We start from the raw sequence: 18,774 nt of genomic DNA on the forward strand, positions 1-18,774 counted from the left end.
AGTAATGTGAAATTAAAACAAATAGAAATAAATGGTTTTAAATCATTTCAATCTAAATCTATAATATCTATAGATTCTAATTTAATTGGTATTGTAGGACCAAATGGATCAGGGAAAAGTAACATAATAGATGCTATTAGATGGGTATTAGGAGAACAATCTGCGAAAAATTTACGTGGTAATAGTATGAATGATATTATTTTTTCAGGAAGTGAGGATAAGAAATCAAAAAATTTTGCGGAAGTTAGTATTAGTTTTGATTTAAATGAAGAAGAACATGTTATAACAAGACGTCTTTATAAAAATGGAGATAGTGAGTACCTGCTAGATGGGAAAAGATCTAAATTAAAGGATATAACTGATATTTATTTAGACTTAGGTGTTAATAAAGAAAGCTATAGTATTATAACACAAGGAAAGGTTGATACTATTCTTTCATCTAAAGCACAAGATAGACGCATAATAATAGAGGAAGTTGCAGGAATTTTAAAATATAAAAAGAAAAAAAGAAAGAGTATCTTAAAACTTGAAAGAACGCAAAGCAATCTTAATAGATTGAGAGATATATTTATTGAAATTGAGGCTAGACATAAAATTCTTTTTGAACAAAAAAAGCTAACAGAACAATATTTAAAATATGTGGAAGACTTAAAAGAAAAAGATATTAGTTTGCAAGTATTTAATATAAAAATGTTTCAAAATAAGATGGAAGAAACACAATTACAATTAGATGATCTGTTAAATAAAAAGTCTGATTTGGAGAAACAATTATTAAACTTAGATAATAATATTAATAATAATAAAGAAGAATTACATAATAATGACAATACATATATAGAATATAAAGATAGAGAGTTAATCTTAGTTGAAGAAATAGGGAAACTAGAGTCAACTATAAAACTATATGAAGAAAAGAAAAATTCTTCTTCGACCATACAAAAAAAATTGGATGAAGAAATTTCTATTTTGAAACAAAAAAAAGATGAAAAAACTGAATTAGACAAAATATATAAAATAGAATTAAAAAATATAAAACGTGATCTAGCTAAAATTTCTGAAAAAATAAAAAATGAAAAAAGCCAAACAAGTATTACAATTGAAGAAATAGATGAAGTTTTGGATGAATTTAAAAATAAGTATTTTAATTTAGTTAATCAAGAATCAAGATTAGAGAATGATATTGTTTTAAATGAGCAAATGTTAATTACTAAAAAACACAGCATAGAGGAAGTGAATCAAGAAATTAATAATTTAGAATATTTATTAGAAGATCAGAGGAATGAGATTGATAATTTAGTTTCTTTACGTAATAAATATGAGAAAGAGAAGTTTGAATTAAAGGAAGATAGAACTTTAAATTTAGACAAGCAAATTAAATTAGATGAAGACAGAATGGATTTAATTAATAATATCTCCAAGGGAAATGATCTATTTAATGCTCTTAATACTAAGAAAGTATTTTTAGAAAATCAATATGCCTCAGAAACTTATTATAATGTTGGTGTAAAAGAAATTTTGGCACAAAAAGAAAAAATTAAAGGAATTTATGATGTTTTAGCTAATGTAATAACCGTAAAAAAAGAATATGTGAATGCACTAGATGTGGCTTTAGTATCAAATCAACAAAATATTATTGTAGATAATTCAAACACTGCTAGACTATGTGTTAAGCACTTAAAAAAAATCAATAAAGGGAGAGCTACTTTTTTACCCTTGGAAAATATAAAATTTAGAAAAATTGATAATAATATATATGAATTATTGAAGAAACAAGTAGGATTTATAGATATTGCAGATAAATTAGTAGATTTTGATAAAAAATTTGAAGGTGCAGTTTCTAATGTATTAGGACTAATTATAGTTTGTGATAATTTATTTAATGCTAATAAAATAGCAGAGATTATTGAGTATAGATATAGAATTATAACTTTAGATGGCCAGGTTATAAATAGTGGGGGATCAATAAGCGGTGGAGCTATGTATAAAACATCTAATTCTATTATTAAATATAAATCAGAATTAGATAATTTATCTTTTAAGGTTGTTAAGTTGGAAAGCAAACTTAATAAACTCAAGACTGAATTAAAGAGTCTAGATGAAGAATACATTACAATAAAAAATTATCTAGTACAGCTTAAGGATAGTGAAAATCAAATTGATAAAAATTTAACTGATAATTTTATAAGATTAGAAAGTCTTCAAGAAAAGATTTTAAGCTTAGAGACTGCATTAGCAAATGAAAAATCAAAATTAAATTCATTTGGAGATATGAATAAACTTAATGCAAGTAGAACTAAGTCGAAAGAAAAATTAATTAATATAAGAAAAGAGTTAAATTTAATTAATTTAAGAATTGATGAGGAACAAAAAAGAAAAAATACGGTTTCTCTTGAACAAAATGAGCAAAATGAATTTATTAATGAGCTATTTATGGAGAAATCTAGACTTGGAGAGTTAATTAAATTTAAGGAAGATTTGTTAGCTAAGAATAGAGAAACTATAGAAGAGATTGAAAATAGAATGTCTAGATTAGTTTTTGAGAATAATAAAAATTTAGAAAATTTAAACAAAGTTTTTGAATTACCTAGATATAAAAATAAATTAAAGAAATTTATTAAAGAATTATCGACAGTAAAAGAAAAAATAGATGATGTAGCTAGGCAAAAACACATTTTATATTCTAATGATATTCGATATAGTGAACAACAAAAAGAATATTACGATAAACTTACGAAATTGAACAATGAAGTTGAGAAAATAAACATTAGTAGAAGTCAATTCTCTGTAAAAATTGAGGAAATGATTATATATTTGAATACCACTTATAGTATATCTTATGAAGCAGCAGAAAAAATGTTTAATGATATAGCAATTATTGATATTTCAAATTACAAAGGTGCTGTTATGGAATTGAAATCAAAAATAAATTCATTAGGTAATATTAATTTAAATGCACTAGAAGAATATACTGCCATTAATGAAAGATATGAATTCTATAAATTAGAAATTGATGATTTATTAGGGGCAAAGTCTAAATTAGAAATTACGATAGCAGAAATAGATGATGAGGTTAAGGAAAGATTTTTGACTACCTTTAATATAGTTTCAGAGCATTTCAGTAGAATATATAGAGTGCTGTTTAGGGGTGGAAATGCTCAAATGACATTGGATAATCCTGATAATTTATTGGAAACAGGAATTAATATACTGGTTAGTCCTCCAGGTAAAAAACTACAGATGTTGTCACTTTTATCGGGTGGAGAGAAGGCATTAACTGCATTAAGTTTACTTTTTGCAATTTTAGAAATTAAACAGCCTCCATTTGTAATATTAGATGAAGTAGAAGCTGCTTTAGATGATATAAATGTTCTAAGATTTGCAAAATTTTTGAAAACATATTCGAAAGAAAATCAATTTTTAGTGATAACTCATAGAAGGATAACTATGGAAGAAATGGATAAGTTATATGGAGTAACAATGAAAGAAAAAGGAGTAAGTTATATACTTTCTTTAGATTTAAATACGATATTAAAAGAGGATTTTATAAATGAGTAATTTTTTTAATACAATAAAAAATAAATTTTCTAAAAAGGAAGAACAATTAGTAGATAATTTAATATCTTTAGATGAATATGAAGAATTAGTTGAAAGTCAGCTAGTAACAGAAAAATTTAAAAAAGGATTGAAAAAATCTAGAGACAGTTTTTCTAATGCGTTAAATAACTTGATTTCTTCATATAGAGAAATAAATGAAGAGTTTTTTGAAGACTTAGAAGAATTATTGATTCAATCGGATGTCGCATATTCTACTGTTTTAGAATTAGTAGATTATTTAAAAATTGAATCACAGAGACAGAATTTAAAAGAGCCTGCGCAACTACAAGACATGATAGTTTCTAAGTTAGTAGATATCTACATGGAGGGAACTAGTAAGGTTGAACTAAATGTAAATAATGATGGTCTAACAGTATATCTTTTTGTAGGTGTTAATGGAGTAGGAAAAACAACATCTATAGGTAAATTAGCTTATAATTTAAAAAAGGAAAGAAAGAAAGTTCTTATTGCTGCAGGAGATACATTTAGAGCAGGAGCGATAGATCAACTTGTAGTTTGGGCAGATAGAAGTGGTGCGGATATTATAAAATCTCATGAAGGATCAGATCCTGCATCTGTAATTTTTGATGCTATACAATCTGCTAAGTCTAAAAATTATGACGTTTTATTATGTGATACAGCAGGGAGACTGCAAAATAAAGAACATCTGATGAAAGAATTAGAAAAGATTGTAAGGATTATAAAAAGAGAAGTTCCACAAGCTCCTCATGAAGTATTATTAACAATAGATGCAACAACGGGGCAAAATGGGATACTGCAAGCCAAAATATTTAAGGAAGTTAGCGATGTTACAGGTGTAGTTTTAACAAAATTAGATGGAACTGCTAGAGGTGGAATTGTGATTGCTATTAAGAAAGAATTAGATATTGCTGTTAAGTTGGTAGGGCTTGGAGAAAATATAGAAGATTTAGAAGTCTTTGACCCTGAAAGCTATATTTATAGTTTATTTTATAAAGAAGGCAGGGAACAAAGACAAGAGAATAGCTAGTAAATTCTAGCTTTTTTCTATAGTTTATGTATGAAAGGATACAATAATGAAAATATATAAAGTTGAGAATATATTAAAAACTCACGGAGAAAAAACACTATTCTCAGATATAAATTTTTCGATAGCTACTGAAGATAAAGTTGGATTAATAGGGATTAACGGGACAGGGAAATCTTCTCTTTTAAAATGTATGGCTGGTTTAGATTCCTTTGATAAAGAAGATATAATACATCCAAATGACTATACAATATCGTATCTATCGCAAGATATAGACCTTGATGAAGAAATGAGTGTAATAGACGCTGTGTTCCAAAGTGAGTCAAAAATTATGAAATTATTAAAAAAATATGAATTAGCTATAGTAGATTTAGAAAACGATCCAGAAAACGAGGCTAAGCAAAAAAAACTTTTATTATTGCAAGAAGAAATGGAGTATGCTAAGGCTTGGGATCTGAGTTCAAGTGTTAAAATAATCTTATCTAAATTAGGAATAAAAGAGTATGACAGAAAAATAAAAGAATTGTCAGGGGGAGAGAAAAAGAGAGTTGCTTTAGCTAAGGTTTTAATAGAAATGCCAGATTTATTACTTTTAGATGAGCCCACTAATCATTTAGATTTTGAAACGATAGAATGGTTAGAAAAGTATCTTAAATCATATCCTAATAGTATATTGGTAATAACTCATGATAGATATTTTTTAGATAATATATCTACAAGAATATTTGAATTAAATAAAGGACGTCTTTTCGAATATTCAGGAAATTATTCTTCATTTTTATTAAAAAAAACGGAAAGAGAAACTAATGAAATAAGTCAATATAACAAAAATATGAAGATGTATAAGCAAGAACTTGAATGGATTAGACGAGGAGCCAAAGCCAGAACTACAAAACAACAGGCTAGAATTGATAAATTTGAAAAGCTAGAAGAAAAATTGGAGAATAGGGTGCAAGAAGAAATTCTTAATATTGAGTTAGGGGGTTCTAGGCTAGGAAAACAAGTATTTGAAATAGAAAAAATTAGTAAAAAATACTATGATAAAGTAATATTAGATGATTTTTCAATAATTGTTCAAAAAGATGCTAGAATAGGGATTATAGGAATCAATGGAGTAGGTAAAACTACGTTATTAAATATACTATCTGGTAATGAAAAAATTGATTCAGGAACAATAAAAGTGGGACAAACTGTAAAAATTGCATATTATAGTCAATTTAATGATGATATGGATATGAATTTAAGAATGATAAACTATATTAGACAAGGAGCAGAGTCTATAAAAACATCTGAAGGAAATAAAATTTCAGCAACTCAGTTATTAGAGAGATTTTTATTTCCTTTGCATAGTCATGGTACTATATTATCAAAATTGTCAGGTGGAGAAAGACGTAGGTTATATTTATTAAGATTGTTAATGCAAGAACCAAATGTTTTAATATTAGATGAACCTACAAATGATTTAGATACAGAAACACTAACAATTTTAGAAGATTATTTAAAAAGTTTTAGTGGTGCAGTTATTACAGTATCACATGATAGATACTTTCTTGATAAAACCGTAAATGAATTACTTGTCTTTAAGGGACAAGGAAAAATTGAGAAATTTATAGGGAATTATACAGAATATATTGAAGCTGGTAATACTATAAAAGAAGAGAAGGTTAAAGAAATATCTAAAGAAGTTATAGTAAAGAAGAAAACTTCTAAGATAAAATTTACTTATAATGAGAGGAAAGAATGGGAAAATATAGACTCAGAAATAGAAAAATTGGAAAATAAAATTTCAGAGTTAGAAAATTTGATGGTTGAATATTCAACTGATTTTGAGATGATAAGTAAATTTACCAAAGAAAGGGAAGTAGTGAAAATTCAACTTGAAAATAAGTTAGAACGATGGGAATATTTAGCATCTATTGCAGAACAACAATAAAATTAGATTTTAATATGATTATAAAGAAGAAAGATTTTTTCGTATTTAAAATTTAAAAATTGAAATTTTTTTACAAAAGTAAAAATTATATATAATGGTTCATTAATTTGAAATTTTAAGAAGTATATGAGATTTTTCATTATATTATAATTTTAAAATGATATATAGTTTATTTAAGTTTATAGTCTATAAAGTGCCATTGAAAGTAATATTATAAATATTGTAATTACAAATATACTAAATTGTAACACACAAGTTTTTTGATCTGTGGTATAATAACATTTACTACATCTATAATAATGTGAAAGAAAGGAGATATATCATGTTAAAAAAAATACTTATTATAACATCAGGATTGATTGGTGTAACAATTGGTACAATATTAGCGAATTATTTGATAACTAATAATGTTTTTTCTAATTTATTGAACCCTACTTTATTAAGGTTATTTGTCACTGTCTTTATAGCTATACTATTTGTAATAATAGCATTATTATTATCGGATAAATTTGTAAAAGGAATATATAAAGTAGAGGAGAAACTTAGTAAGATACCTATATTTAAAGTTATTTCTACTTCTATTGGATTAATTTTAGGGTTGTTAGTGGCAACTTTATTAACATTTGCTACAGATGCAATACTTTCATTAGAGTGGCTTTCTTCAATAATTTCAGCTCTATTTTATATTGTTTTTGGATATTTAGGCTTTGTTATAGGATATAGAAGAGGAAATGAAACCTTAAATATTTTTTCAAATAAGTTAGGTAATTTAAAGACAGATTCTGAAAATAAAAAAATTAAGAAAATAAAGACAAAATCTAAGTTGTTGGATTCTAGTGCATTAATAGATTCTAGAATTGGAGATATAGTGGAAACAGGATTTATAGAAGGAGAAGTTATAGTTCCGGAATTTGTCTTAAAAGAATTACAATTAATCGCAGATTCAGAAGATCCTGCTAAAAGAGCAAAAGGAAGGTTAGGATTGGAATGTGTTGAAATTTTAAAGAATAGTGAACATGCTGAGTTAATTATTGATAATAAGTTTAAGTATAAAGAATTTAGTTCTGTAGATGATTTATTAATAGAGTATGCCTTGAAGAAATCATCTACAATTATTACTACAGACTATAATTTAAATAAATTAGCAACACTACAAAATATTAAAGTATTAAATGTTAATGATTTATCAAATGCGGTAAAACCTATTTTAAGTTCAGGTGAAAGAGTAGAGGTATTTATCCAAAGAGAGGGTAAAGAAAATAATCAAGGTGTGGCCTATAGTCAAGATGGAACAATGATTGTAGTGGAAAATGGTAAAAATTTTGTAGGTAAAAATGTTAAAGTAGAAGTAAAAAGTGTCCTTCAAACATCGTCGGGTAGAATTATATTTACAAAGATTATTTGATTTTTGATGAAAAATGTGTTAGTATAACATAATGTGTATTAATGAGTAGGAGGAAAAGTATGCATGCTTTTTTAATGGTTTCAACTATTATAAGTAGTATTTTGATAATAATAGTAGTACTACTACAAGAAAGCAAGTCTGGTGGACTGTCAGGTCTTACAGGAGGAGCGGAAGAATTGTTTGGTAAGCAAAAAGTAAGAGGGGCAGAATTACTATTACAAAGAGTTACTGTGTTTTTAGGAATAGTCTTCTTTTTATCTTTACTAGGACTTACTTGGTTCAATATTTAAAAATAAAGTCAGACCCAAAATGAGTAATACATTTTGGGTTTTTATTATAATAATTATGTTAGAAGGGAGTTGTATATGGAAAGACTTATAAAATTATTTGAAAAAAATAAAATTATTTCAATGGATGAATTAAAGAGTACGTTATTAGTTGATAGTTCTAAAGATTTTGTAAAACTGATAAAAAATGTTGAAAAGCTTATTAAAAATGAGGAACTAGTACAATTAAAAAATGAGAAATTTTTATATGTAGAAAAGGAAATGGAGTTTGAAGGGATTATAAAAATTAATAGTTCAGGCTTTGCTTTCGTATACTGTCAAGATATAGAGTCGGAAATTTACATACCCAGAGGTTATACTAGGAGTGCAATGACTGGTGATAAGGTAAGGGTGAGACTTGATGATTTCTATAGTGAAGAAAAGAATTTAGAAGGTATAGTTATAGCAGTTGTTGAAAGAAATAAAAAACATACAGTAGGGACACTAATTAGAGCAAAAAGATTTTCTTATGTGAAGAGCGATGATAAAAATATAGATAGGTATATTAGAATAGAGAAGGAGACATTGATAAATTTAGTTGATGGGCAAAAAGTTATTGTAGAGATAACTGAGTATGCTAAAACAAGATTTGATGATCATAGAGGAATAATAATCAAGAGTATAGGTCATAAAGATGATCCAGGAATTGATATAGTATCAACTATTTATAAACACAATATACCGACTGAATTTTCTAAAGAGGTGGAAATCGAGCTTGATAGAATAAGTGAAGAGGTTACTATGAAAAATCCTTATAGGGATTGTCGTGATGAACTTGTAGTAACTATAGATGGAGATGATTCTAAAGATTTAGATGATGCTATCTCTGTTATTAAGTTAAAAAGTGGCTATAGATTAAAAGTTTTTATTGCTGATGTATCTTCTTATGTTACTGAGAATAGTGAATTGGATAAAGAAGCTCAGAATAGGGGATGCAGTGTTTATTTGATAGATAGAGTAGTCCCTATGTTGCCAAGAAAATTATCTAATAATGTCTGTTCGTTAAATCCAAATGTAGATAGATATACTATTTGTTGTGAAATGGAATTCAATGCAGATGGAGCAATAAATTCTTATGATATATACCCTGCTGTGATAAATTCAAAAGGAAGACTAACTTATGGTAAAGTTAATGCTGTTTTTGAGAATGATAAAGAAGTCCAGGAAGAATATAAAGAATATTTAAAGATGTTAAATAAAGCTTTGGAACTTACTTTAAAAATTAGAAAAAATAGAGAACAAAGGGGAGCAATTAATTTTAATAAATCAGAAGCTAAGATAATTCTTAATGAAAATTCTACAGTTAAAGATATAATTTTAAGGGAAAATAGCAAAGCGGAAAGATTAATTGAAGATTGTATGATCAGTGCCAATGAAGTAGTAGCAGAACATTTCTATTGGCTAGAAACACCTTTTATATATCGTGTACATGAGCAGCCAAGAATAGAAAAGTTGAGGCAATTTTTTGAATTATCAGCTAGTTTGGGGTATAGAGTACAAGCAAATTTAGAAAATATAGAGGCTTATACATTAGCTAATATGCTAAAAAAATTTAAAAAAAGTCCTGTTGAAAATATGTTATCTACTGTTCTTCTAAGAACTATGAATCAAGCTAAATATTCGATAATGTCGTTAGGACATTTTGCCTTAGCGTCTAAATATTATACACATTTTACTTCTCCCATAAGAAGATATCCAGACTTATTAGTCCATAGAATGATTAGGTCCTATATATTTAATGGAGATATAAGTCAAGCAAATAAAGAACATTTCTATGAAATTTTACCGAATTTAGCAGAAAAATCTTCAGTTTATGAAAAAAGGGCTGTTGATTGTGAGAGAGAAGTTGAGCAAATCAAAAAATGTGAGTATATGCTTGAAAGAGAAAATCAGGAGTTTGATGGGATAGTTTCATCGGTAACAAGGTTTGGAGTCTTCATTAGCTTGTCTAATACGATAGAGGGATTGAGTCATATTAAAAATATGCTAGATGATTATTATGAATTTGATGAAAGGAATTTAATTTTAGTAGGAAAAAGGAAGAAGAAAATTTACAGGATTGGAGACAAAGTAAAAGTCAAAGTGGACAATGTAAATCTTGAAAACCAGACTATTGACTTTAAAATTATTTATCACAAAGAAACAGTTAGAAGGGAGGATAATAAATTTATATTAAATAATAAAAAAGTCAGAGATAAAATTTTAAAGAGAAGAAGGAGGTAAATATATTGGAAGTTAAAGTAGTTGCTAATAATAAAAAAGCCCTACATGATTATTTTATCGAAGATACGTTGGAAGCAGGAATTGTCCTTACCGGAACGGAAATAAAATCTATTAGACGAGGAAGAATAAATTTAAAAGATTCATATTGTCATATTAGAAATGGAGAGGTTTTTGTTCATAATATACATATTTCCCATTTTGAAGAAGGGAATATATTCAATCATGATCCATTAAGGGTTAGAAAATTACTATTGAAAAGAAGACAAATATTAAGTTTAGGAAAAGTTCAAGCGGAAGCAGGAATGAGTATTGTCCCATTAAAACTTTATATAAAAAATGGTTATGCAAAGTTACTCATTGCTCTAGCTAAAGGTAAAAAAAATTATGATAAGAGAAATAGTTTGAAAGAAAAAGAAGCAAATAGAGAAATGAATAGAGCTTTTAAACAAAGTCAAAGGTATTGATAAAAATATATACTAACTTTTTAATTTACTTTAGATAGCTAGTATGATAATATTTATAGATTAGATTTATTTAAGGAGAAAATTAATGTCTGTAAAATTAAGAGAAGATATTAGAAATATAGCAATCATAGCTCACGTTGACCATGGGAAAACTACTTTAGTTGATGAGCTATTAAAACAATCAGGAATATTTCGTTCTAACGAGTACGTTGAAGAGAGAGCAATGGACTCTAACGATTTAGAGCGTGAACGAGGGATAACGATTTTGGCCAAAAATACCGCTATTGATTATGCTGGTAAAAGAATTAATATTCTTGATACACCAGGACATGCTGATTTTGGTGGGGAAGTAGAACGTATTATGAAGATGGTAGATGGTGTACTTTTAGTGGTTGATGCTTATGAAGGTACAATGCCTCAAACTAGATTTGTACTTAAAAAGGCGCTTGAACAACATTTAAAACCAATTGTAGTTGTGAATAAAATTGATAAAGATTCTGCAAGACCAGATGAGGTTGTTGATGAAGTTATTGACTTGTTTATTGAGCTGGGTGCGGATGAAGATCAATTAGAATTCCCAGTAGTCTATGCATCAGCTATTAACGGAACGGCATCACTAGATAGTAATCCATCTAATCAAGATGAAAATATGAAGTGTTTATACGATACAATTTTAGATTATGTACCAGCTCCGATTGATAACAGCGACGAACCGTTACAATTTCAAACAGCTTTGCTAGATTATAGCGACTATGTGGGACGTATTGGAATTGGACGTGTGTTTAGAGGTAGTATGAAAGTAGGGGACGCAGTAACTCTTATTAAGCTTGATGGTACAACTAAGAACTTTAGAGTTACAAAAATATTTGGTTATTTCGGGCTAAAACGTGAAGAAATTCAAGAAGCTAAAGCAGGAGATATCGTAGCAGTAAGTGGTATGGATGATATTAACGTTGGTGAAACAGTGTGTCCGATAGACCATCAAGAAGCACTTCCAGTATTACACATTGATGAGCCCACATTACAAATGACTTTTCTTGTCAATAATTCACCATTTGCGGGTAAAGAAGGAAAATGGGTTACTGCAAGTAAAATTGATGACAGATTAATGCAACAATTAGAAACAGATGTTTCATTAAGAGTTGAACAGGCAGGAAACGATTCATGGATAGTTAGTGGTAGGGGAGAATTACACTTATCAGTACTTATTGAAAACATGCGTCGTGAAGGATTTGAACTCCAGGTATCTAAACCAGAAGTAATCATTAAAAATATAGATGGAATAGACTGTGAACCAGTAGAAAGAGTACAAATTGATACTCCAGATGAGGCAGTGGGAGCAGTAATCGAATCTATTGGTCAAAGAAAAGGAGATATGGTGGATATGCAGGCTGATGGAAATGGACAGACAAGGCTTATTTTTAATGTTCCGGCTCGTGGTCTTATTGGATATAGAACAGAGTTTATGTCTATGACAAAAGGATATGGAATTTTAAATCATACATTTGATTCTTATCAACCAATGCAAAAAGGGAGAGTTGGAGGACGTCGAAATGGAGTTTTAGTTGCTCAAGAAAATGGACAAGCAACAGCATACTCAATTACGGGTTTAGAAGATAGGGGAACTGTGTTCGTAGAGCCAGGTACAGATGTTTATGGAGGTATGATTGTTGGTGAAAATAGCAGGGAAAACGACCTAACTGTAAATATTACAAAAGCAAAGGCACAGACAAATGTACGTTCATCTACCAAAGATCAAACTGTAACTCTAAAGAAAGCTAAGATTATGACTTTAGAAGAAAGTTTAGAGTATTTAAATGATGATGAATATCTAGAAGTAACACCAGAATCGATTAGATTACGTAAAAAAGAATTAGATAAATCTATTCGTGAAAGACTTGCGAGAAAATCAAAATATGCTGAAGAATAAAAAGTAGAATTCCAAGTATAAATATGATATAATCTTTCTAAATATTTAAATACTGAATATTTAATTAAAATATAAGGAGAAAATTATAATGCCAGGAATGACAAATATAGGGTTATATGGAATGTCAGGATCAATGTTGTTCTATTTTGCACTATTAATGCTATTGCCACTTTTAGCCCAGTGGAAAGTAAAAAGTGCTTATAATCGATATAAGCAAGTAAGAACACTTTCTGGTTTAACTGGAAAAGAAGTCGCTGAGATAATATTAAAAGCTAATGGAATTACTGATGTTCGTGTTATAAGAGGAGAAGTTGAATTATCAGATCATTATAATCCAGCTGAAAATGTAGTTGTATTATCACCTATAGTGTATTCACAACCAACAGTAGCCTCTGTTGCAATTGCAGCGCATGAAATTGGACATGTTATCCAAGATAAAGTAGCTGATTATAAGCCGATGAGATGGAGGCATTCACTAGTGCCATTGGCAAATTTAGGAGGAAATCTTTCTATGATTTTAATAATGGTGGGTATGGGATTATCATACATGGTTTCATCATTTGGAGTCACAATTGCTTGGATTGGAGTGTTCTTCATGTTGTTCGCTGTTCTATTCCAGGTAGTGACACTACCCGTAGAATTCGATGCATCAAAACGAGCTTTAGAGCAAGTTGTTGAGCTAGGTATTGTTAATGACCAGGAAAAGAGACACTGTAAAAAAGTTCTTACTGCTGCTGCTTTAACTTATGTAGCCGCTGCAGCTGTAGCTTTGATGGAATTAATTAGATTTGTAATGATACTTTTATCAATGCAGAAAAGAGACTAATAAAAATAGAGTAGAGGAAATCTACTCTATTTTATTTTATGATATGATATAAAAGGAGGATAATATGACAAAAATACAAATAGAAAAACTAGTAATGGATATGGTAGATGAAAATTGTTATATAATTCATAGGCTGGGAAGGGCTATAATAGTTGATCCAGGAGCAGGATTTTATAAAATTAAAGATAAGGTAGAATCAAAATTTTTAAAAGTAGAGGCTATAATACTTACACATACACATTTTGATCATATAGTGAGTTTAGAGGAGACTAGGAGATATTTTGGAGTTCCAGTTTATGTTTCTAGCAAAGAAAATGAGTGGTTGAAATCACCAGAATTAAATTTATCTTCAAGTTTTGGGTTAAATAAAAGTATTCGAACTAACTTAGCAGAATTTGAATTTGAGAACTATAGAGAATATGAACTAGCAGGTATAAAATTTAAAGTATTACCAACACCTGGACATTCACCGGGAGGTTTGTCATTTGATTTTGGAGATTTTGTTATAGTTGGAGATGCTCTGTTTAGAAATGGTTATGGTAGATATGACTTACCAGGTTCTGATTTGAAAAAATTAAAAAATTCTCTGCATAATGTATTATTTAAGCTAAACGAAGAAAAAATTGTTTATCCTGGTCACGGAGATAAAACAACTATTGGAAGAGAAAAAGATTTAAATCTTATTTAGGTAGTATGTAAGTAGAATAGAGCATAGGAGACGCTAGTGCAGTACGAAATTAATTGTTATATTATTTTTTTAAAATTGATAAAACGAAATAAATATGATATTATTTAGTAATGAATTTTTATCTTGGAGGATAATATGTCAAAAATAACAAAAGAACAAGTTGAACACATTGCTCACCTATCTCGCCTTGAAGTTAAAGAAGAGGAGATGGAAGTATATACAGAACAATTAGAGAAAATTGTAACATTGGTAGAGAAGTTATCATCGGTGAATACTGATAATGTTGAACCAACATATCATGTTTTAGATTTAATGAATGTATTTAGAGAAGATATATCGCAAACAGGATTAGATAAAGAAAAAGTTTTGAAGAATGCTTATGAAAAAGAGGCAGGGCAATTTAAAGTACCTACAATTATTGAGTAATATTATAAAGGAGAATTTTAATGACTTTAATGTATGAATCAATTGAAAATTTAGAATTGAAATTAAAAAATAAAGAGATTAAGCCATCTGAACTAGCAATGGCTTCTTTTAAAAAGATTAAAACTACAGATGATAAGATAGGCTCTTTTATTTCTATAACTGAGGAAGTAGCTTTAGAAAAAGCAAAAGAACTTGATCTTAAACAAGAACAAGGGAAAAATACAGGGAAGCTTTTTGGTATCCCTATGGGAATAAAGGATAACATCATAACTAAAAATATAGATACAACGTGTGCATCAAAAATTTTAGAAGGATTTAATCCAATATATGATGCAACTGTTATGATAAAATTACATAAAGAAAATCCAATTATTGTTGGTAAATTAAATATGGATGAGTTTGCTATGGGTGGATCTACTGAAACATCTTATTATAAATTAACAAGAAACCCCCATGATTTAATTGCAGTTCCAGGAGGATCTTCTGGAGGGTCTGCTACCGCTGTTGCAGCCGGACAAGTTCCATTTACTTTAGGTAGTGATACTGGAGGATCTGTGAGGCAACCTGCTTCATATTGTGGAGTTATAGGTTTGAAACCAACTTATGGACGTGTATCACGATTTGGACTTGTTGCCTACGCATCTTCACTAGATCAAATAGGACCAATGACCAGAACAGTTAAAGATAATGCTAGAGTTTTAGAAATAATTTCGGGGCTAGACGAAAATGATATGACATCAGCACCAATAGATGTTCCAAAATTTAGCGAAATTATTACTGGAGATGTAGATGGTCTGCGCATAGCTCTTCCAAAAGAATATTTTGGTGATGGTATAGATGTAGAAGTTAAAGAATCGGTGAAAAAAGCAGTAAGATATTTAGAATCACAAGGAGCAATAGTAGAAGAAGTATCATTACCTAATACAATTAATACAATAGAAGCTTACTATATTATTGCATCAGCAGAGGCAAGTTCAAACCTTTCACGCTTTGATGGAATCAGATATGGGTACAGAAATGAAGAAGCATCAAATTTAGAAGAAGTTTATAAAAAAACTCGTGGAGAAGGGTTTGGATCAGAAGTAAAACGTCGTATTATGTTGGGAACTTATGTTTTATCATCAGGTTACTATGATGCATACTACAAGAAAGCCCAAAAAGTTCGTACATTAATTAAGAATGATTTCGATAAAGTATTTGAAAATTATGATGTGATTATCGGACCAACAACTCCAACAGTAGCATTTAATATAGGAGAAGAGATTTCTGATTCAGTAACTATGTTTGCTAATGATATTTTGACAACACCTATTAATATGGCTGGTCTGCCTGCTATAAGTATACCTTGTGGTTTTAAGGGTAAACGTCCAATAGGTATGCAAATCATAGGAAAACCGTTCGCAGAAACAACGATCTATGATGTAGCTTATAATTTTGAACAACATTACAACCTACATGATAAAAAAATAGAACTTTAATATCAGGAGAAAAAAATGCATTTTGAAACAGTAATTGGACTAGAAGTTCACGTAGAATTAAAAACACATTCAAAAATCTTTTCATCATCTCCGGCACATTTTGGTGCGGAACCCAATACAAACACAAGTGTAATCGATTTAGGTTATCCAGGGGTTTTGCCAGTAGTGAATAAACGTGCTGTGGAATGGGGAATGAAGACTGCTATGGCTCTTAATATGACTGTAGCTAAAGAATCAAAATTTGATAGAAAAAACTATTTTTATCCAGATAATCCAAAAGCATACCAAATTTCACAATTTGATCAACCGATTGGAGAAAATGGATGGATTGATATAGAAGTAGGCGGAAAAACTAAGAGAATAGGTATAACACGTGCCCATTTAGAAGAAGATGCTGGTAAATTAACTCATAAAAATGGATATTCATTAATTGACTTAAATAGACAAGGAACACCTTTAATTGAAATAGTATCTGAACCAGATATTCGTACTCCAGAAGAAGCATATGCATATTTAGAAAAACTACGTTCAATAATTCAATATATAGAAGTATCTGATGTTAAGATGGAAGAAGGCTCAATGCGATGTGACGCTAATATTTCTATTCGACCATATGGACAAGGTAAATTTGGAACTAAGACAGAGTTAAAAAATTTAAATTCATTTACTTTTGTAAAAAAGGGACTAGAATTTGAAAAAAAACGTCAAGAGCAAGTAATCTTATCAGGTGGTGAAATCAAACAGGAAACTCGTCGCTTTGATGAAACAACAGGGACTACTAAGCTAATGCGTGTTAAAGAAGGATCTGATGACTATAGATATTTCCCAGAACCAGATATAGTTCCTATGTTAATTTCTGATGATTGGATGGAAAAAGTAAGAGCAACAATACCAGAACTTCCAGATTCAAGAAGAAAGAGATATCAAGATGAATTAGGATTACCCGCTTATGATGCTCATGTTCTTACGTTAACAAAAGAAATGTCAGATATGTTTGAAGAAGCAGTAAGAAATGGAGCAGATGCTAAATTAGCATCTAATTATTTAATGGTTGATGTTAATGCATATTTAAATAAAGAACAAAAGGAATTGGCAGAAACAAAATTAACAGGTGAAAATTTAGCAGGGATGATAACGCTGATTACAGATGGAACTATTTCATCTAAAATAGCAAAAAAAGTATTTGCAGAGCTTATAGAAAATGGGGGTTCAGCAGAAGAAATAGTTAAGAGTAAAAATTTAGTACAGATTTCTGATATGGGGCAATTATTAATTTGGATAAATGAAGCTTTAAATGCTAATCCACAGTCAATTGAAGATTTCAAAAATGGAAAAGATAGAGCAATTGGATTTTTAGTAGGACAAATAATGAAAGCTTCGAAAGGTCAGGCAAATCCCCAGTTGATAAACAAAATGTTGCTAGAGGAAATAGCTAAAAGATAAAATATAATTTGGAAAAATTTAATTGTTTAGTGACTGTATATAGTAGTAATAATAAATCTAAGTAACAATATTAAAGTGAAAGTTTATTTGGAAAATTTGAATTTACATATGATTTATTGAATAAATAGACATTGTAAGTAGTTTTTAATTTTTATATTTTAAATTAAGAATTTTAAATACTTTTCTTGACATATATACTTATACATGTTAGAATATTCAAAGTGTAAAATAATAGCAGTGAAATATTTGTTATTGCCTCTATGTTATACGCTAATGCGTGGCAACTCGTAACCTATGCTGCTTGGTGAAGTTCCATTTTTATAACATATACAACAACAGTATTTATGCTTTTTGTTTTACCCAAAAACAAAAAGAAAAAGGAGGAGCATATAAATGGCTCGTTTTACAGGTTCAACTTGGAAGAAATCTCGTCGTTTAGGTATATCACTAAGCGGTACTGGTAAGGAGTTAGCAAAACGTCCTTACGCACCAGGACAGCATGGTCCAGGTCAAAGAAAAAAATTATCTGAATATGGATTACAATTACAAGAAAAACAAAAACTTCGTTACTTACACGGTATGAATGAAAAACAATTCCGCAAATTATTTGATAAAGCAGGAAAATTACAAGGTCTACACGGTACAAACTTTATGGCTCTATTAGCTACACGATTAGACTCAGTTGTTTATAGCTTAGGACTAGCTCGTACTAACAGACAGGCACGTCAATTAGTAAATCATGGTCATGTGTTAGTAGATGGTAAAAAAGTAGATATCGCATCTTATCAAGTAAAATCAGGTCAGGTTATATCTATTCGTGAAAAATCACGTGATTTAGAAATAATCAAAGAGGCAGTGGAAGTTAATAACTTCGTACCTGAATATTTAACTTTTGATGCAGATAAACTTGAAGGTTCATTAGTAAGACTTCCAGAAAGAAGTGAATTACATCAAGAAATTAATGAACAGTTAATAGTTGAGTACTATTCTCGTTAATAAAAAATCCACTATAAAACTAGTGTTTATAGTGGA

Annotated in this window: 14 protein-coding genes; all 14 read left to right on the forward strand. The window is 29.1% G+C overall.

The window, feature by feature from the left end; genetic code table 11:
• Nucleotides 1-6 precede the first annotated feature (6 nt).
• The gene (gene smc, locus HZY82_RS02605) at nt 7-3,555 is read left to right on the forward strand and encodes a chromosome segregation protein SMC (RefSeq protein ID WP_167753202.1); all 3,549 of its coding nucleotides are present in this window, start codon (nt 7-9) and stop codon (nt 3,553-3,555) included.
• On the forward strand, nt 3,548-4,603 hold the full coding sequence (gene ftsY / locus HZY82_RS02610) for a signal recognition particle-docking protein FtsY (protein ID WP_135155839.1): 1,056 nt from the start codon (nt 3,548-3,550) through the stop codon (nt 4,601-4,603). The genes smc and ftsY overlap by 8 nt, the downstream gene beginning before the upstream one ends.
• A 46-nt stretch (nt 4,604-4,649) precedes the next feature.
• Nucleotides 4,650-6,533: an ABC-F family ATP-binding cassette domain-containing protein gene (locus HZY82_RS02615; protein ID WP_135155840.1), complete on the forward strand. Its 1,884-nt coding sequence runs from the start codon at nt 4,650-4,652 to the stop codon at nt 6,531-6,533.
• A 322-nt stretch (nt 6,534-6,855) separates the two neighbouring features.
• Complete coding sequence (locus HZY82_RS02620; protein ID WP_135155841.1) at nt 6,856-7,938, forward strand: PIN/TRAM domain-containing protein; 1,083 nt, start codon at nt 6,856-6,858, stop codon at nt 7,936-7,938.
• Between the two features lie 59 nt (nt 7,939-7,997).
• Nucleotides 7,998-8,228 (forward strand): preprotein translocase subunit SecG, encoded by a 231-nt coding sequence (gene secG / locus HZY82_RS02625; protein WP_135155842.1) that lies wholly within the window; start codon nt 7,998-8,000, stop codon nt 8,226-8,228.
• Nucleotides 8,229-8,303: 75 nt separating this feature from the next.
• Entirely contained in the window at nt 8,304-10,487 is a 2,184-nt protein-coding gene (gene rnr, locus HZY82_RS02630; protein WP_135155843.1) for a ribonuclease R, read from the forward strand.
• Nucleotides 10,488-10,492: 5 nt separating this feature from the next.
• The gene (gene smpB, locus HZY82_RS02635) at nt 10,493-10,951 is read left to right on the forward strand and encodes an SsrA-binding protein SmpB (protein WP_218925235.1); all 459 of its coding nucleotides are present in this window, start codon (nt 10,493-10,495) and stop codon (nt 10,949-10,951) included.
• 85 nt (nt 10,952-11,036) lie between these two features.
• Nucleotides 11,037-12,881 (forward strand): translational GTPase TypA, encoded by a 1,845-nt coding sequence (typA, locus tag HZY82_RS02640; RefSeq protein WP_135155845.1) that lies wholly within the window; start codon nt 11,037-11,039, stop codon nt 12,879-12,881.
• 97 nt (nt 12,882-12,978) lie between these two features.
• A complete protein-coding gene (locus tag HZY82_RS02645) occupies nt 12,979-13,707 on the forward strand; it encodes a zinc metallopeptidase (protein WP_483299220.1) in 729 nt (242 codons plus the stop codon).
• Between the two features lie 64 nt (nt 13,708-13,771).
• Nucleotides 13,772-14,395, forward strand: coding sequence for an MBL fold metallo-hydrolase (locus HZY82_RS02650; protein ID WP_135155846.1), 624 nt, complete (start codon nt 13,772-13,774; stop codon nt 14,393-14,395).
• A gap of 135 nt (nt 14,396-14,530) precedes the next feature.
• Nucleotides 14,531-14,821 carry an Asp-tRNA(Asn)/Glu-tRNA(Gln) amidotransferase subunit GatC gene (gene gatC / locus HZY82_RS02655; RefSeq protein ID WP_179938584.1) on the forward strand — a complete coding sequence of 97 codons (291 nt, stop codon included), beginning with the start codon at nt 14,531-14,533 and terminating at the stop codon, nt 14,819-14,821.
• A gap of 20 nt (nt 14,822-14,841) precedes the next feature.
• Nucleotides 14,842-16,299 (forward strand): Asp-tRNA(Asn)/Glu-tRNA(Gln) amidotransferase subunit GatA, encoded by a 1,458-nt coding sequence (gatA, locus tag HZY82_RS02660; protein ID WP_135155848.1) that lies wholly within the window; start codon nt 14,842-14,844, stop codon nt 16,297-16,299.
• Nucleotides 16,300-16,314: 15 nt separating this feature from the next.
• On the forward strand, nt 16,315-17,742 hold the full coding sequence (gene gatB, locus HZY82_RS02665) for an Asp-tRNA(Asn)/Glu-tRNA(Gln) amidotransferase subunit GatB (RefSeq protein WP_135155849.1): 1,428 nt from the start codon (nt 16,315-16,317) through the stop codon (nt 17,740-17,742).
• A gap of 393 nt (nt 17,743-18,135) precedes the next feature.
• Entirely contained in the window at nt 18,136-18,738 is a 603-nt protein-coding gene (gene rpsD / locus HZY82_RS02670) for a 30S ribosomal protein S4 (protein WP_135155850.1), read from the forward strand.
• Nucleotides 18,739-18,774 lie beyond the last annotated feature (36 nt).

The organism is Gemella sp. GL1, from assembly GCF_013415365.1.
GTDB lineage: Bacteria > Bacillota > Bacilli > Staphylococcales > Gemellaceae > Gemelliphila.

What these genes read in the sequence shown, in the direction of transcription:
- HZY82_RS02620 (WP_135155841.1), top strand. Translation starts at nt 6,856, where the DNA reads ATGTTAAAAAAAATACTTATTATAACATCAGGATTGATTGGTGTAACA.
- ftsY (WP_135155839.1), top strand. Translation starts at nt 3,548, where the DNA reads ATGAGTAATTTTTTTAATACAATAAAAAATAAATTTTCTAAAAAGGAA.
- HZY82_RS02615 (WP_135155840.1), top strand. Translation starts at nt 4,650, where the DNA reads ATGAAAATATATAAAGTTGAGAATATATTAAAAACTCACGGAGAAAAA.
- gatC (WP_179938584.1), top strand. Translation starts at nt 14,531, where the DNA reads ATGTCAAAAATAACAAAAGAACAAGTTGAACACATTGCTCACCTATCT.
- gatB (WP_135155849.1), top strand. Translation starts at nt 16,315, where the DNA reads ATGCATTTTGAAACAGTAATTGGACTAGAAGTTCACGTAGAATTAAAA.
- secG (WP_135155842.1), top strand. Translation starts at nt 7,998, where the DNA reads ATGCATGCTTTTTTAATGGTTTCAACTATTATAAGTAGTATTTTGATA.
- rpsD (WP_135155850.1), top strand. Translation starts at nt 18,136, where the DNA reads ATGGCTCGTTTTACAGGTTCAACTTGGAAGAAATCTCGTCGTTTAGGT.
- typA (WP_135155845.1), top strand. Translation starts at nt 11,037, where the DNA reads ATGTCTGTAAAATTAAGAGAAGATATTAGAAATATAGCAATCATAGCT.
- gatA (WP_135155848.1), top strand. Translation starts at nt 14,842, where the DNA reads ATGACTTTAATGTATGAATCAATTGAAAATTTAGAATTGAAATTAAAA.
- HZY82_RS02645 (WP_483299220.1), top strand. Translation starts at nt 12,979, where the DNA reads ATGACAAATATAGGGTTATATGGAATGTCAGGATCAATGTTGTTCTAT.
- rnr (WP_135155843.1), top strand. Translation starts at nt 8,304, where the DNA reads ATGGAAAGACTTATAAAATTATTTGAAAAAAATAAAATTATTTCAATG.
- HZY82_RS02650 (WP_135155846.1), top strand. Translation starts at nt 13,772, where the DNA reads ATGACAAAAATACAAATAGAAAAACTAGTAATGGATATGGTAGATGAA.